17 protein-coding genes and 1 tRNA gene are annotated in these 14416 nt (G+C 55.7%); 8 read left to right on the forward strand and 10 right to left on the reverse strand.

All coding sequences use genetic code 11. From position 1 onward, the window contains the following. Positions 1-7 precede the first annotated feature (7 nt). The 4 genes from uvrC to QPL98_RS03630 all read right to left on the reverse strand — a co-directional run bounded on the left by uvrC (position 8) and on the right by QPL98_RS03630 (position 4570). Entirely contained in the window at positions 8-1867 is a 1860-nt protein-coding gene (uvrC, locus tag QPL98_RS03615; RefSeq protein WP_303292692.1) for an excinuclease ABC subunit UvrC, read from the reverse strand. After that, entirely contained in the window at positions 1851-2510 is a 660-nt protein-coding gene (uvrY, locus tag QPL98_RS03620; protein WP_011784699.1) for a UvrY/SirA/GacA family response regulator transcription factor, read from the reverse strand. Before uvrY ends, uvrC begins: the two co-directional genes overlap by 17 nt. A 102-nt stretch (positions 2511-2612) precedes the next feature. Continuing rightward, on the reverse strand, positions 2613-2876 hold the full coding sequence (locus QPL98_RS03625) for a hypothetical protein (protein ID WP_011784698.1): 264 nt from the start codon (positions 2874-2876) through the stop codon (positions 2613-2615). Between the two features lie 74 nt (positions 2877-2950). Next, entirely contained in the window at positions 2951-4570 is a 1620-nt protein-coding gene (locus tag QPL98_RS03630; protein WP_011784697.1) for a methyl-accepting chemotaxis protein, read from the reverse strand. Positions 4571-4726: 156 nt separating this feature from the next. Here QPL98_RS03630 and QPL98_RS03635 point away from each other — a divergent pair, with 156 nt between their 5' ends. Beyond that, complete coding sequence (locus QPL98_RS03635; RefSeq protein WP_041656245.1) at positions 4727-5431, forward strand: AzlC family ABC transporter permease; 705 nt, start codon at positions 4727-4729, stop codon at positions 5429-5431. Next, entirely contained in the window at positions 5424-5756 is a 333-nt protein-coding gene (locus QPL98_RS03640) for a branched-chain amino acid transporter permease (RefSeq protein WP_273031102.1), read from the forward strand. Before QPL98_RS03635 ends, QPL98_RS03640 begins: the two co-directional genes overlap by 8 nt. Before the next feature lie 12 nt (positions 5757-5768). On the opposite strand, the gene QPL98_RS03645 is transcribed toward QPL98_RS03640, so the two are convergent. Further along, positions 5769-6173, reverse strand: a complete 405-nt coding sequence (locus tag QPL98_RS03645) for a DUF1330 domain-containing protein (RefSeq protein ID WP_011784694.1) — start codon at positions 6171-6173, stop codon at positions 5769-5771. A gap of 225 nt (positions 6174-6398) precedes the next feature. Between QPL98_RS03645 and QPL98_RS03650 the strand changes: the two genes are divergently transcribed. From QPL98_RS03650 to QPL98_RS03665, 4 genes are all read left to right on the forward strand, one after another. After that, positions 6399-7046, forward strand: a complete 648-nt coding sequence (locus QPL98_RS03650; protein WP_303292694.1) for a cytochrome c — start codon at positions 6399-6401, stop codon at positions 7044-7046. Positions 7047-7059: 13 nt separating this feature from the next. Continuing rightward, positions 7060-8073 carry a c-type cytochrome gene (locus tag QPL98_RS03655; protein WP_303292695.1) on the forward strand — a complete coding sequence of 338 codons (1014 nt, stop codon included), beginning with the start codon at positions 7060-7062 and terminating at the stop codon, positions 8071-8073. Between the two features lie 76 nt (positions 8074-8149). Beyond that, entirely contained in the window at positions 8150-8428 is a 279-nt protein-coding gene (locus QPL98_RS03660) for an acylphosphatase (RefSeq protein WP_113879740.1), read from the forward strand. After that, positions 8425-9375 carry an AEC family transporter gene (locus tag QPL98_RS03665; RefSeq protein ID WP_303292696.1) on the forward strand — a complete coding sequence of 317 codons (951 nt, stop codon included), beginning with the start codon at positions 8425-8427 and terminating at the stop codon, positions 9373-9375. The genes QPL98_RS03660 and QPL98_RS03665 overlap by 4 nt, the downstream gene beginning before the upstream one ends. A gap of 169 nt (positions 9376-9544) precedes the next feature. Here QPL98_RS03665 and QPL98_RS03670 read toward each other — a convergent pair. Continuing rightward, a tRNA-Ser gene (locus tag QPL98_RS03670) sits at positions 9545-9635 on the reverse strand. Between the two features lie 202 nt (positions 9636-9837). Here QPL98_RS03670 and QPL98_RS03675 point away from each other — a divergent pair. Together QPL98_RS03675 and QPL98_RS03680 are read left to right on the forward strand one after the other, a co-directional pair. Further along, positions 9838-10368, forward strand: a complete 531-nt coding sequence (locus QPL98_RS03675) for an isochorismatase family protein (protein WP_153740153.1) — start codon at positions 9838-9840, stop codon at positions 10366-10368. A gap of 21 nt (positions 10369-10389) precedes the next feature. Beyond that, positions 10390-11058, forward strand: a complete 669-nt coding sequence (locus QPL98_RS03680) for a cupin domain-containing protein (protein WP_303292745.1) — start codon at positions 10390-10392, stop codon at positions 11056-11058. Between the two features lie 57 nt (positions 11059-11115). Here QPL98_RS03680 and QPL98_RS03685 read toward each other — a convergent pair whose 3' ends face one another. The 4 genes from QPL98_RS03685 to QPL98_RS03700 all read right to left on the reverse strand — a co-directional run bounded on the left by QPL98_RS03685 (position 11116) and on the right by QPL98_RS03700 (position 14328). Next, positions 11116-11481, reverse strand: coding sequence for a hypothetical protein (locus tag QPL98_RS03685; RefSeq protein WP_011784687.1), 366 nt, complete (start codon positions 11479-11481; stop codon positions 11116-11118). A gap of 120 nt (positions 11482-11601) precedes the next feature. Further along, positions 11602-12501: a LysR family transcriptional regulator gene (locus QPL98_RS03690; protein WP_303292697.1), complete on the reverse strand. Its 900-nt coding sequence runs from the start codon at positions 12499-12501 to the stop codon at positions 11602-11604. A gap of 34 nt (positions 12502-12535) precedes the next feature. Continuing rightward, positions 12536-13363 carry a protein-glutamate O-methyltransferase CheR gene (locus QPL98_RS03695; protein WP_011784685.1) on the reverse strand — a complete coding sequence of 276 codons (828 nt, stop codon included), beginning with the start codon at positions 13361-13363 and terminating at the stop codon, positions 12536-12538. Positions 13364-13398: 35 nt separating this feature from the next. Then, positions 13399-14328 (reverse strand): chemotaxis protein CheV, encoded by a 930-nt coding sequence (locus tag QPL98_RS03700; protein WP_303292698.1) that lies wholly within the window; start codon positions 14326-14328, stop codon positions 13399-13401. Positions 14329-14416: the final 88 nt, after the last annotated feature.

The following is a 14416-nucleotide window of genomic DNA, read 5'->3' on the forward strand; positions in this document are numbered from 1 at the left end:
GGTGTTCCTATTGGTCATGCAATGCTGCGTAAATGGTCTCTGCCAGTGTTTTGCTGATGCCCTGCACTTTGGCCATTTCATCAACACTGGCTTTTCTGAGTTCCTGGATGCCACCGAAATAGCGAATCAGTTCGCGCCGACGCTTGGGACCAACCCCTTCGATGCCTTCCAGTGTTGACTGGCGCCGCTTTTTATCTCGCCCGGCCCGGTGTCCGGATATGGCAAAGCGGTGGGATTCATCCCGAATATGCTGTATCAGGTGCAGCGCCGGAGAATCCGCCGGTACTCGGAATACGGCCCCTGTTAAGGCGTCAATCAGCTGCTCCATCCCTGCGCGCCGGGTCACACCCTTGGCGACACCAATCAGGGGGATATCGGAAATTCCAAGCTCTTCAAACACTTCACGAGCAATATTCAACTGGCCCTTACCACCGTCGATAAACACCAGATCTGGCCGCTTGCCCTCGCCGTTCACCATCCGCCGGTAACGCCGGGTGAGTACCTGTCGCATGGCGGCATAGTCATCGCCGGCGGTTATGTCCTGGATGTTATACAACCGGTAATCGCTTTTCAGTGGCCCATTCTCGTCGAAAACCACACAGGATGCGACGGTATTTTCCCCATGACTGTGGCTGATATCGAAGCATTCCATACGGGAAGGCGTTTCCGTCAGCTCCAGCAGGTCCCGCAGGGCCAGCAATCGGCGATACACGGTTTCTTTACTGGCGAGATGTGTCAGCAGGGTTTGCCGGGCGTTGGTCATCGCCAGCTCCAGCCAGCGCCGACGCTCGCCCCGCACATTGCCGCGGATGCGGGTTTCCCGGCGCGCCGCTTCCGACAGGGCCTGCGACAATAATTCCTGCCCGTCTACCGCCACCGGCACCAGGATGTCGCGCGGAATCTCCCGCCGGGTGTCGCCACCGAAATAGTACTGGCCCAGAAACGAGGCCAGCAATTCGCCTTCGGTCTGTTCCAGGGAATAGCGAGGAAAATAATCCTTGGTGCCCAGCACCCGCCCGCCACGAACAATAATCACAACGATGCAGACCACACCGGCATCCTGGGCAATGGCGATGACATCTGCATCCCCTCCCTCACCGTCTACGGATTGCTGTTCCTGAACATGGCGAAGATTGTTGATCTGATCTCTGTACGCCGCGGCTTTCTCAAACTCCAGCGCCCGTGATGCATCCTCCATGGACTGCATCAGGTCCTGAATAATCGCCGGGTTCTTGCCCTCCAGAAACATGCTGGCGTGCCGGATATCCTCTTGGTATTCCTCAGGGCTGATAAAGCCGACGCAAGGCGCCGTGCAGCGGTTGATCTGGTACTGCAGGCATGGCCGGGTTCTGTTTCTAAAATAGCTTTCACTACAGGATCTTATGCGGAAAACCTTTTGTAGAATATTAAGACTTTCCTTGACCGCTCCCGAGCTTGGAAAGGGCCCGAACCAGATGCCACCACCCTTTTTGGTGCGGCCCCGCCGAAAGGTCAGCGAGGGATAATCCGAATGCGAGGAGAGATAGATATAGGGATAGGACTTATCGTCCCTCAACAGAATATTGTAGGGCGGCCGCAGCGATTTGATCAGATTCTGTTCCAGCAGCAACGCTTCTGTTTCACTGCCGGTAATAGTGACTTCAATGGCCGCAATCTTGCCCACCAGGGCTTCGGTTTTAGGGGCCAGGCCTGATTTACGGAAATAACTGCTGACGCGCTTGCGAAGGTTGCGGGCTTTACCCACGTAGAGGATGCCACCGGTATCGTCATACATACGATAGACACCGGGGCGTTCTGTCAGTTGTTTCAGGAAATTCTGGCTGTCGAACTTCCCGGGAGATTGCTCGGGATCAGACCTTGTCGGCATCCAGCAATCCAAGCCTTACTGCCATCAGCGCCAGCTCCACATCACTGGAAATCTCCAGCTTTTCGAAAATCCTGTAACGGTAACTGTTTACGGTTTTCGGACTCAGGCACAGTTTGTCGGAGATATCCTGAACCTTCTGGCAATCCACCACCATCATGGCAATCTGCATTTCGCGCTCAGACAGGCGCTCGAACAACGACAGCTCGCCGTCTTCATCCCGCTCACCCCCGAGCTGTTTCAGTGCCATTTTCTGGGCAATTTCAGGGCTGATGTAGCGCTGGCCGGAATGGGCTTTACGAATGGCCCGCACCATTTCCTGAATATCAGCACCTTTGGTCACATACGCGGTGGCGCCGCTCTGCATCACTCGGGCCGGATAAGGGTCGTCTGCACAGGCGGTAACCACGATAACGCGAATGGAATCATCAATACGAAGAATGCGCCGGGTCGCCTCCAGGCCGCCAATACCGGGCATGCGAATATCCATCAGGACAATATCCGGACGGTTTTCACGCACACAGTCAATCGCCTCTTCGCCGGACGAAGCCTGGCCAATGACGTCTATATCGGGATTGTCAGCCAGCATGCGAGTGATACCCGAGCGTACGAGCTCGTGGTCATCAACAACCAATACCCTGATCAAAACTCACCTCGCCGTCAGGTATGAGGAAACAGGCCGATTGTAACGGTTAGCAGCGTCAGCCGGTAGGCGGCATGAAAAAAATTGCCAGAATGGGCACCTTGATCACAGACCATTGCCGGAAGGGGAACCCAGGCCGGCAGTGTTCTCAACCGGATCGAACCACACCACAAGTTCTCCCCTGCGCACTGCTTCAAGTACTCGCTCCCGCTCTGCCAGAGGACTTTCGGTGTCATTCAATCCGTGATAACGGGTGCAGTATTCCTCGGCCAGGCCCTCAAGCTGATCAGCCGTGAGTAAACCCGTGTCTACTACAAATTTTTCTTCTCGCGGGTCCGGATCGGAAGGCTGCACTGCATCGTTACTCATAGAACCTCCAGTCAGTCGCTGTATGTTACGGTTTTATGAGCCAGACAAGAACCCCCGCAGATGAAGACACATCATCACGTTTCTGGAGAGCGGGTGCGGAAACGGGCAATGAGCTGCTTCATGCCCACCGATTCCTGCCTAAGCGCTTCACTGACAAGGCGGGTATCCTCCACATTCAGAGTCAGGGTCTCAGCGCTCTCACCGAGAGCCTCCGCGCGACGCCCCACCCTCGCGATTTCACCCCGCTGCAAGGCAACCGCACCCTGCACACTCTCACTCTGACGCTGCAGCTCATGAAACTGAGCCGCCAGGCCTTCCAGGTGCGCTCTCAGGGCATGCAGATTAGCGCGATTCATTTCGCCAGCGCCCGCCATATCTTCCAACAGTGAGTCTGCGTTGTTTGCACCCACGACAAGATCCTGCACCCACTGGCGAATATTGGCGGTGGATTCCGAGGTCCGACGTGAAAGCGTGCGCACCTCGTCTGCCACCACGGCAAATCCCCGGCCGTGTTCGCCCGCCCTGGCAGCTTCAATCGCCGCATTGAGGGCCAGAAGGTTGGTCTGCTCGGCAATATCGGCGATCACGCCGGTGACTTGCTCGATTTTTCCGGTTGCGTCTATCAACGCAGTGATCGACTCAGAAACCCGTCCAATCACCTCAACCGTGTGGTCAGCGCCTTTCTCACTGTTAGCCAGCCCCTCACGGACTTCGCTGTTGGCATTGACAGCATGCATCACCGTTGCTGCAGAGTGCTCGGTGGCCTGTTCGATCTGGGACGCCTGATCCGCGATGGAAGCCATAGACTGAGCCACATCGGAAATCTGGCGGCGAGTGCTTTCGGCGGTTTGCTGCAGTGCTTCCGCTCCGTTATCCAGGCTGGCAGAGCGTGCATCAAGGCCTGAAGCCGCTGACCGAACATCCTCAACAAACACCTCAAAGCGCCGGACCAGTTGTTCAATAGCTCCGGCCACGCCGGCAACCTCGTCACGACCTTTTACCGCCAGGATCTTGGTCAGATCAGCGTTCTGCTCCATGGCCGACACATCCTGGGCCATGGCCTGCAAGCGAAGGATCACCGAAGTCCGTAGCCAGAGCGTCATCGCCACGACCAACGCAAGAAAGACCAGGGCGCCACCAAGCAGGAACCTCTGCTGGTCTGCCAGATAATGCAACAGTTCTGATGCGCTCGCAGTAACGCCATCGCGGCTGGCTCTCTGGCGCTCGCTTATCGCCGCCAGCATGGGCTCCAACGCCTGGAACAGTTGAAAATCGACGATTTTTCCCACTTCATAGTAGCTACGCTGGCCTATTCCCTGTTTCATGTCCGCCATCAGCGCCACGACCCGGTCATATTGCTCGCGATTGTCCCGTGACCAGGTGCCTAACCCGGGATTCTGCTGAATCCTCTGCCAGTGCCGGGGAATTGAGCGCTCCAACTCGGTGAACAAAGGATCGATTTCGTCCCACAGTAAAAGCTGTGCCTTGATCTTGTAAGCCAGATCCTGCAACAGTCGATGGTCCTGCTCCAGATCAACCAGCATCCAGGATTGCTCGAGACTCTCTCCAACCAGTGCCTGAGAGGTATGCTCGGCTTTCGCTATGATCATCCAGGCAATGAACGTGAGGCCGGCAACAGCAGCCACCGACAGCAGCGCAAACGCCAGGATTCTGGCGCGAACAGTGGTCAGCATAAAAACTCCGATCAGGTGTACCCGGTCGGAGGGTATGCCCGTTTTATGACACTTTTATGTATTTGCTTGCGTCATTTTTTCGATACTACGTTTGGCGATCTTCAAAAATAACTGCTAAATCACTATCATCGCTCTTTTATTTCCGTTCGGATGCTAATGAATCACCACGCTTTCAAGCTAACCCTGCCGATTTTATTTGGCTACATCCCCCTTGGTATGGCCTTTGGTGTGTTGTTTACCACGCAACTGGATTATCCCTGGTGGATTGCTCCCTTGATGGGCCTTGTTATCTACGCCGGTGCCGGCCAGATTCTGGCGGTCAGCCTGCTGGCTGCCAATGCCGGACTGGTTGAGGTGGCCGTTGCCATGTTCGTACTGAACGCTCGACATCTCTTCTATGGATTGTCGCTGCTGGGGCAATTCCGTGGCGCCGGCTGGCGTAAGGCGTATCTGATTTTCGGTTTGACCGACGAAACCTATTCGCTGCTCACCAGCCGTCCCCGTTCGGCCAATCGCGAACAGGAACAGCATGTGGACTTCCGGATCACGGCCATGAACCAGGGCTACTGGATTGTCGGATGCACCTTGGGTGCGGTACTCGGCAAGACTGTCGCCTTCAACAGTACCGGCATTGAGTTTGCACTCGTGGCGCTGTTTATTGTGCTCACAATCGAACAATTGAAAGCATTGGGGGATTCGTTTCCGGTGTGGGCGGGGGCGGCGGCAGCTGCGCTTGCCATGATGCTGGTACCGGCAACCCATCAACTGATAGCAGGCATTGTACTGGTTACTGCAGTGCTTCTTCTGCACTACCGGAAGTATCGAACCGACACCATGGCAGGAGACGCAAATCGTGGATGAAAGTAGCTACCTGGCGGCGTTTATTGCCATCTCCGCCCTGGCCACATTTGCGACCCGGGTGGTGCCTTTCCTGTTCTTTGAAAAGCACACGGAACACCCTCTGATCAAACACATCGGGCGCTTCCTGCCCGCAGCCGTGATGGCATTACTGGCCACAGTATTTTTGCAGAGGTCTGCGGACTGGCAGGCACAGGCACCTGGCGCAGATGCGCTGATACCCGCATTACTGGTGGTTGCCGTTCACCTGTGGCGCAGAAACGCGCTGCTTTCTATCGCGGCCGGCACTGCCGCCTACATGGGCATTCAGCAATCAGGCATTCTGTAAGGCACCCGATAATCAGGGGGTGCCCTCAACATTGGCCACCAGCCGGGAATCTTCCAGCGCGGCCGTGCGGTGCTTCACCACGCCCTTGTATTCCGGACTTTCAATCATCGCCAGAAAGGCGTTAATGGAGGGGTAGCGGACCAGCAGCACCTGATCCCAGGATTCATCCGGCGGCGCAATCAGCGAACCGACGGAACGGCCAGACCAGATCACCTCAGCACCAACTTCCGAGACACTGCGGGCAGCCTCTGTCATATAACGCTTGTAGGCATCCCTTCCCGAACAGTCTTCGCTGTCATCCTTGTATGCAGCCTTGTCCCTGAACCGAAGCAGATTCAGCATCACAACAGGCTGATCTTTGGGGATTTCATCAAGAATCTTCTGTAACTCTTCCTGAGATGGATTGACGGTCGCCATAGTTGTCCCTGTTCATTCGTTTGCAGGATGGTTCTTTGCTGCCATTCTTTGAATAGGACAGTAAACGAAAATCCCGAAATGTGCATCACCATCTTCGCCTTTCGGAGGGGTTCCCTTGCATTATTGACCTTCGTCAAGCAAGAATTAACGGTGAACTAGCGCTATAAGCACATAACTGATGGTGATAAAGCGCACTTATTCAGAACAAAAGAGAGACAATCGACCGTGAGCAAACTCCCAGTGATACTGGCCGCGATCGGGCTGGCCACCACAGCAGGTATTGCATCGGCTGAGGTATCTGGCGACCCACAAAACGGCAAGGAGGTCGCCAACCTCTGCGTGGCGTGCCACCAGGCCGATGGCAGCGGCAAACACATCGAAGGTGGAGAATCCTGGCCCAGGCTGGCGGGGCTGAATGCCAGCTATCTGGCCAAACAGTTGCACGACATCAAAGATGGCTCCCGGGCCAGCCCCACCATGATGCCTTTCGTGAACATGCTGGACGATCAGAAGATTGCCGACGTTGCGGCCTACTACAGCCAGCTTGAACCCACCGCTGGTGAAGGCGGCCACAAAGCCGATGACGCACTTCTGACCAGAGGCGAACAACTGGCCCAGCGTGGCGACTGGTCCCAATACGTGGTTTCCTGCAAGAGCTGCCACGGCCCCGGGAACCAGGGTGCTGGCGACGTATTTCCCGGGATTTCAGGCCAGCACGCGGGTTACATTGAGGCTCAACTGAAAGCCTGGAAAGAAGGTACCCGCAAGAACGATCCCCAGGATCTTATGGGCTCCATAGCACGCCGCATGAGCGATACCGACATTCACGCGGTCGCCGTCTGGCTTGCCAACCAGAACACTGCCAGCAACTGAGGGGACAAAGATCATGATGCGCACACTGCTAACCGTCGCCCTCTCCGGCTTCGTAATGCTTCCGATAACCGCTGCGGCCAATGACGACAGAACCCAGGCCTACATCGATCAGCTCACGGCCATGGGCTTTCCTGCCCCGAACGAAAACCAGCTGGTACACATTCCGCCGTCCATGGCGGACCTGGAAGAAGCCGACATCCATCCGGAACTGAAAAAGGTTATTCGAAGGGGCTACGACCTGTTCACCAATACCCAGCAACTACGTGGCAAGAACGTGTTCAACAATATGAACTGTTCCAGCTGCCATCTGGGTGGAGGCCGGATGCCTTTCAGCGCGCCTATCTGGCCTGCTGCCGTCACCCTGCCCGGCTATCGCGGCAAGAACGGCCATGTAAACAACCTGGAGGAACGGATTGCGGGCTGCTTCACCTATTCCATGAACGGCAAGCCGCTGGAATACGGCAGTGACGATATGCTGGCACTGTCTGCCTACCATCAGTGGCTGGCAACAGGTGTGGAGATGTACCCCAAACAGCCCATCTATGGCCGGGGTTTCCCGGCACCCGAGCGGCCGGCTGAACTGAGCTACACCAACGGTGAAGAGCTATATCAGGAAAACTGCGCGGTGTGCCACGGGGAAAACGGTGCTGGCCTGCGTGTCGACGGCCACACGGTATTCCCGGCCCCGTGGGGCGATATGTCCAATAACTGGGGTGCCGGCATTGTGCGCCTGCATACCGCAGCCGGCTTCATCAAGAACAACATGCCATTGGGGCAGCCCAATTCCCTGAGTGACCAGGAAGCCTGGGATATCGCTTTTTACATGGACAGCCAGGAGCGGCCACAAGATCCTCGTTACACGGGCGACGTAAAGGAAACCGCAGAAAAATTCGGGCCCACTTTCCACAAGCATTCCCTGTATGGCCAGGTTCGGGAATCCGATGGCAAGTTGCTGGGCGACCACAACAACACCGGAGACAAACCTTTCCTCAAGCCAGACTCGGTACGGTCGAGATCATTCGACTGACAGGCGTTATAATGTGGAGTTACAGGCCTCCCTCGCGGAGGCCTTTTTACTTGCAATCAGCGCAAGGAGGAACACGATGACCATCAATCGCTGGCACTTGCTGGTAAGCGGCAAAGTACAGGGCGTTTACTACCGGGCATCCACCGAACAGAAAGCCCGGGAACTGGGCCTCACAGGTTGGGTACGAAATTTACCCGACGGCCGGGTCGAAATCGTGGCAGAGGGCGAGCCACTCCAGCTCAAGGCACTGCATGAATGGTGTCACGAAGGCCCGGAACGTGCGGTGGTCGATGAAGTGGCGGCTCAGGAACTGCCGGCTACTCAGGAATTCACTGACTTCAGGGCCACACATTGAGCAGTCTTCTTGGTACCTTTCTGTATACGCTGGAGACCACGCTGCCGGTCTTTGCCATGGTCTTTATCGGCATCGGTCTTCGGCGCATTGGCTGGATTGACCAGGGCTTCATCGCCACCGCCTCTGCCCTGGTTTTCAAGGCCACACTCCCCACCCTGGTTTTCCTGAGCATTATCAGAGCCGACCTGGATACCACCCTCAGCATCAGCATGCTGGTGTTCTACTTCCTGGCGACCCTGGCCAGTTTTGCCCTGGTCTGGTTCTGGGCAACAAAGCGGGTCCGGCAAGAGAATCGCGGGGTTTACGTCCAGGGAGCGTTTCGGGGCAATTGTGGCATCGTTGGACTGGCGTTGGCAGCCAACCTCTATGGGGACTACGGGCTCTCGGCCGGGGGGCTGCTCCTGGCTTTGGTGATCGTGGTCTACAACTCATTATCGGTGATCGTGTTGCTGGCGTATCAGCCCGGTAAAACCATGAGCCTGACCAACACCCTTCGAGACATTGCCCGAAACCCTCTGATCATCGGCGTAGTGCTGGCTATTCCTTTTGCAGCCCTTGAAATCAGGCTTCCCGGATGGGTAATGACCAGCGGCGACTACTTTGCTTCGCTAACGCTGCCCCTCGCCCTGCTCTGTATCGGCGCAACGGTCTCACTGAAATCCATCCGCAGTGACAGCGGCCCGGCCGTGGGATCATCCATCTGGAAGATGGTGACTTTGCCGGCACTGTGCACTCTTGCAGCCTGGCTGGCAGGCTTTGAAGGGCGCGAACTCGGGCTCATGTTCCTGTTTTTTGCCAGCCCAACAGCAGCGGCCAGCTTCGTGATGGTGAAGGCGCTTGGCGGCAACGATCGCATGGCAGCGAACATTATCGCGCTGACGACATTGCTGGCGAGTGTGACGGTAACTACCGGGGTGTTTATCCTGCAGTCGATAGGAGTTGCCTAAGAATAGGAGGGATTATTCGGGCCTGCGGCCCTCACCCCTTCGGGGCCGTCGTCGCTTTGCTCCGACGTTCCTGCGGCTGCTGCGCAGCCTTCGGTCGAACCCGCGAGGGTGCTTCTACCCACCCAATCGGCCAATAAAAAACCCCAGCATTTCTGCTGGGGTTTTGTATTGGCGGAGAGGGAGGGATTCGAACCCTCGATACGCTATTAACGTATACACACTTTCCAGGCGTGCGCCTTCAGCCACTCGGCCACCTCTCCAATAAACTGTTTCAAATCAGCGATGTCGTCGCTCATTTGAGGGCGCAAACTTTAATGGTTTTGGCGGCGTTTGGCAACTCCATGTTTTGAATTCATCAAAAAAATTTTCCGAAGGGACTTACGACGGCCTCGGACATAACAAACCCCGGATCCATGACGTATCCTTTCAGGAAACCCGCTCAACACGTCCAGGAGAATGACCATGCTGATGAAAGCTGACCAATCCACCCTGTTGCTCATTGATGTCCAGGAACGGCTGATGCCTGCCATTAGCGAAGGCGATGCGGTTGCTGAGCGTTGCATTACGCTGGCAACCATCGCCGGACTGCTTGGCGTTCCTGCGATTGCAACCGAGCAGCTACCTGAAAAGCTTGGGCCGAATCTTGAAGGCGTTAAGGAGCTCTGCTCCACAACCCTGGCGAAAACCCATTTCGACGCCTGCCCGGACGGGCTCATCGATGAATTGCCAGAAGGCCGGCAACATATTGTCATCGGAGGCTGCGAAACCCACGTATGTATGCTGCAAACCGCCCTGAGCCTCCTGGATGCCGGCTACAAGGTATGGGTGGTGGCCGACGCCACCGGGTCCCGTAGCGAACTCGATCGGGACGTTGCCCTGGATCGACTGCACCAGAGCGGCGCTCGCATTGTTACCACTGAAATGGTGGCTTTCGAGTGGATGGTTCACTGCAAGCACCCACACTTCCGGGACATTCAGGCTCTGATAAAGTGAATGACAGAAGGTAGACACGTTATGCTCAACATGGATTTTTCCCAGCGCGTTGTTATTCGTACCCACGAACAGCGCTGGGTCCCCAGCCCCGCCGCAGGCGTTGAGCGCAAGCCACTGGCCCGAGAGGAAGCCGAGCGGGGCCACGCTACCAGCGTTGTACGCTATAAGCCCGGCTCTTCCTTTTCTACCCACGAACACCCTCTGGGTGAAGAGATTCTGGTGCTTGAAGGCGTTTTTTCCGACGAGACCGGCCACTATCCGGCCGGCACCTACATCCGGAATCCTCCGGGCAGCAGTCATGCACCGTTCAGCGAAGAGGGCTGCACCCTGCTGGTCAAACTCCATCAGTTCGACCCGAGAGATACCGCGACGGTCAGAATCGATACCAATTCCGGCCACTGGCTACCCGGCATTGGCGGCTTACAGGTTATGCCTTTGCACGAATTCGAACACGAACACGTTGCCCTGGTGAAGTGGCCGCCAAACGAAGCGTTTCAGCCGCATCGTCACTTTGGTGGAGAAGAGATCTTTGTGCTGTCGGGCGAATTCCGTGATGAACACGGCCGGTATCCCCCAGGAAGCTGGATTCGCAGCCCGCATATGAGCCAACATCATCCGTTTGTAGAACAGGAGACGGTCATCTGGGTAAAAACCGGCCACTTACCGGTAAACCACTCCCCTGAAACGTAAAAAGGGCCCCAGACGGGGCCCAAGAGCGCGTGCAACGCTGCTTGCTAGCGATCATATTCAGGACGCGTAACGCCCTTGCCACCCAGCGCCACCCAGCATTTCATCGCTGGCCCGCTCGTGGCCATTACCAGTGAGGTGTAATTCACCTGCCGGCACCGCGAAGACGTGATAGGCCTCAGGGCCGAACGGGTCAAGCGCGGTATCAATGTACTGGAACCGATCGGGAACCGGCTCACCCGACATTGCCACCCGGAACTGCCGTTCCACCGTAGGCGTGGTTACATTCAAAGGCTGCTGTACCCAAAGGAAGACCGCTTTGTGCGGCACCAGATACTCGCAGCGCACCACTTCATAACCCTCTCTCAAGGTCAGGGTGGTAGGCTCTTTACCAGGCTCAAGTCTGAACTTGTGAATCGTTTTCATAGCTGCGCTCCTCTGGATACTGCGGAATACGATTCCATAATGGAGCAGTGCAGGCTTCGATAAAATAAGTTTTATTAAGCAGAAAACATCGTATTTTTCGATGCTTTAACAGCTTGAAGCCTAGCGCTCAAAGATCCCCTGACGAGCCTCGCAGATTGCCCTTACCCCCTCATGGGCCAGCTTTCGGCTTCGGGAGACCGCAAACAGCTGATCCGTCACCTCATCGAGCGAAGCAATCAGAGCCACCTGATACTGACGGCACACTTCATCCTGAATCATCGTAGGCGCCGCGAACACACCAAGTCCCTCCCGACCAAACACCTTGATAAGGGCGCTGTCATCGACTCGGGCAACCAGGTTCATTCGGACATTATTGAGATTGAACCAGTGCATCAGTTTCTCGAAATACGGCGCATCGGTAGCGTTCGCCAGTAACGGCTGGTGATTGAGCGAGTGAGGAAAGCCGGTTTTGAGCTTCTCCGCCAGTTCGGGTGCAGCAAACAGACTGATGGTAGACCGGGATAGCGGATGAACCGCGAAACGCTCGGGAGATTCTGCCTGGGGCATTCTATCGGTCAGTACCACGTCCAGCTCCTTCCGCTTGAGGCTGAGAAGAAGGTCTTCCGTCCGGCCGGTCCGGCATTCCAGTTGCACGGGCCGGTTCAGCTTCATCGCCGGGTGAAGGAGGTAATAGGCGATCAGTTTGTGGATAGACGCCGATATGCCTGCAGACAAGGAAAGCGGCCGATGTTCAGGCCCCGCCCTCAGGGTTTCAGACAACTGACCGGTCAGCTCGAAGATCTCATCGGCATAACTGCGAACCATATGGCCGAGTTCTGTGAGTACCAGTTGCCGGCGCTCGCGGCTGAATAACCGGCCGCCCACTGCTCCCTCAAAGGTCGCAAGCTGGCCGCTGAGGGTCTGGGGAGCCAGGTCGAGTACCTCGCTGGCTCGGGCAATAGAGCCTTCGCAGCTAATAACCCAGAAATAATAGAGATGTCGGAGGTTCAGATTCTCCACATCGGTCCCCTACTCCGCATTGAACAGTTCCCGGCTATTTTTTGCGATAGATGATGCCAGGGTGACACTGGACCATTTCGTAGAGATTGGGAAGCCCGTTCAAAGACTCAGAAGCACCAAGAATCAGATAGCCTCCGGGGTTCAGAGCACCATGCAGCCGGGTAAGAATGTCCTTTTTCAGCTCCGCTGAGAAATAGATCAGCACATTCCGGCACATGATGATGTCGAACTTGCCAAGCATGTATCGATCCAGCAGGTTCAATTCCTTGAATTCCACCATGGACTTGATTTGCGGTCGAATCTGCCAACCACCGTTGGCCGAGGGGGTAAAAAAGTGCTTTTGACGCTCCGGGGACAGCCCGCGGCCAATGGCGATCATTTCATACTCGCCTCTGCGGGCAACCTCCAGCACGCTTTTGGAAATGTCCGTTGCCGTGATTTTTACATCCCGCAGCTTACCCGGCCGGGAGCGGCGGAATTCGTCAATCACCATGGCTACGGAGTATGGCTCCTGGCCAGTAGAACAGGCGGAAGACCAGATTCTTAACGGCTGAAGTGAACTGCGCTCGGCAAACTCTGGCAAGAGCTTTTCCTGCAGAATCCGGAACGGATGGTTGTCCCTGAACCAAAGTGTCTCGTTGGTCGTCATCGCGTCGATGACCACCTCGCGCAAGCCTGCCCTTCCAGGCCTCTTTAATCGTTCCAGAAGCTCTCCAAGGGAATTCAGGCTGTTTTCTTCGAGAATGCGCCGAAGCCTGCTCTTTACAAGATACTGTTTGTTATCACCCAGCAGGATGCCGCACGCATCCTGCAGGAACTTTTTAAAGGCTTCGTATTCCTGGGGCGTTATGTCCGCTTTCATTGGATCTCTTCGTGGGTGAAACCATCAGCCGAGCATCAGTGCTGATCAATAATTTCCATTACTCGCTCGGCCAGCTCATCCGGGCTGAATTTCGCCATGAAATCGTCTGCGCCCACCTTCTGCACCATCGCCCGGTTGAAGACACCGCTCAGCGAGGTGTGCAGCATTACATACATTTCTTTCAGAGCCGCATCTTCTTTGATTCTGGTAACCAGGGTGTAGCCGTCCATTTCCGGCATCTCAACGTCAGAGATAATCAGAGACAGGTGATCATTTGCGCGCGATCCATCCTGAGTTATCTCTTTGAGATAGTGCAGTGCTTGCTTGCCATCGTTTTTGGTAACCACTTCCATTCCTATAGCGGTCAGGCAACGCTCGATCTGCCGACGAGCCACCGAAGAGTCATCCACCACCAGCACAGGCAAGTGGCCCGGCACACGTTCGGCACTCCTGGCAACCAACTCCTCCGTAACATCTTCCCTGAGCGGAGAAACTTCTGCAAGAATCTTTTCTACATCTATGATTTCTACCAGCTTATCATCAATCTTCGTCACCGCTGTCAGGTAGACATCCTTCCCTGCGCCCTTCGGCGGAGGCAAGATATCTTCCCAGTTCATATTCATAATCCGGTCTACGCCCGTTACCAGAAAGCCCTGGGTTTTACGGTTGTACTCGGTGATGATCACGAAACTGGTAGACAACTGCTCTTGCGGAATACCCGGCAGACCGATCGACATACTCAAATCAATAATGGGAATGGTCTCACCACGAATGTGGGAGACGCCTCTGACGACGCTCCGGCTATTGGGAATCGACGACAGTTTCGGGCACTGAAGAACTTCCTTAATCTTGAATACGTTGATGCCGTACAACTGCCGCCCCCGCAAACGGAACAGCAATAGCTCAAGCCGGTTCTGACCGACTAGCTGGGTGCGCTGGTTAACGCTGTCTAATACCCCTGCCATGATGCTTTACTCCTGGCGTGCCTATACCGGCATCAATATTGCTTTGACCTTTGCAAGGTGTTTTCAGGCCTGTCCAAGACAAATCTTT

It is taken from the genome of Marinobacter sp. ST-43, from assembly GCF_030541085.1.
Lineage (GTDB): Bacteria > Pseudomonadota > Gammaproteobacteria > Pseudomonadales > Oleiphilaceae > Marinobacter > Marinobacter nauticus.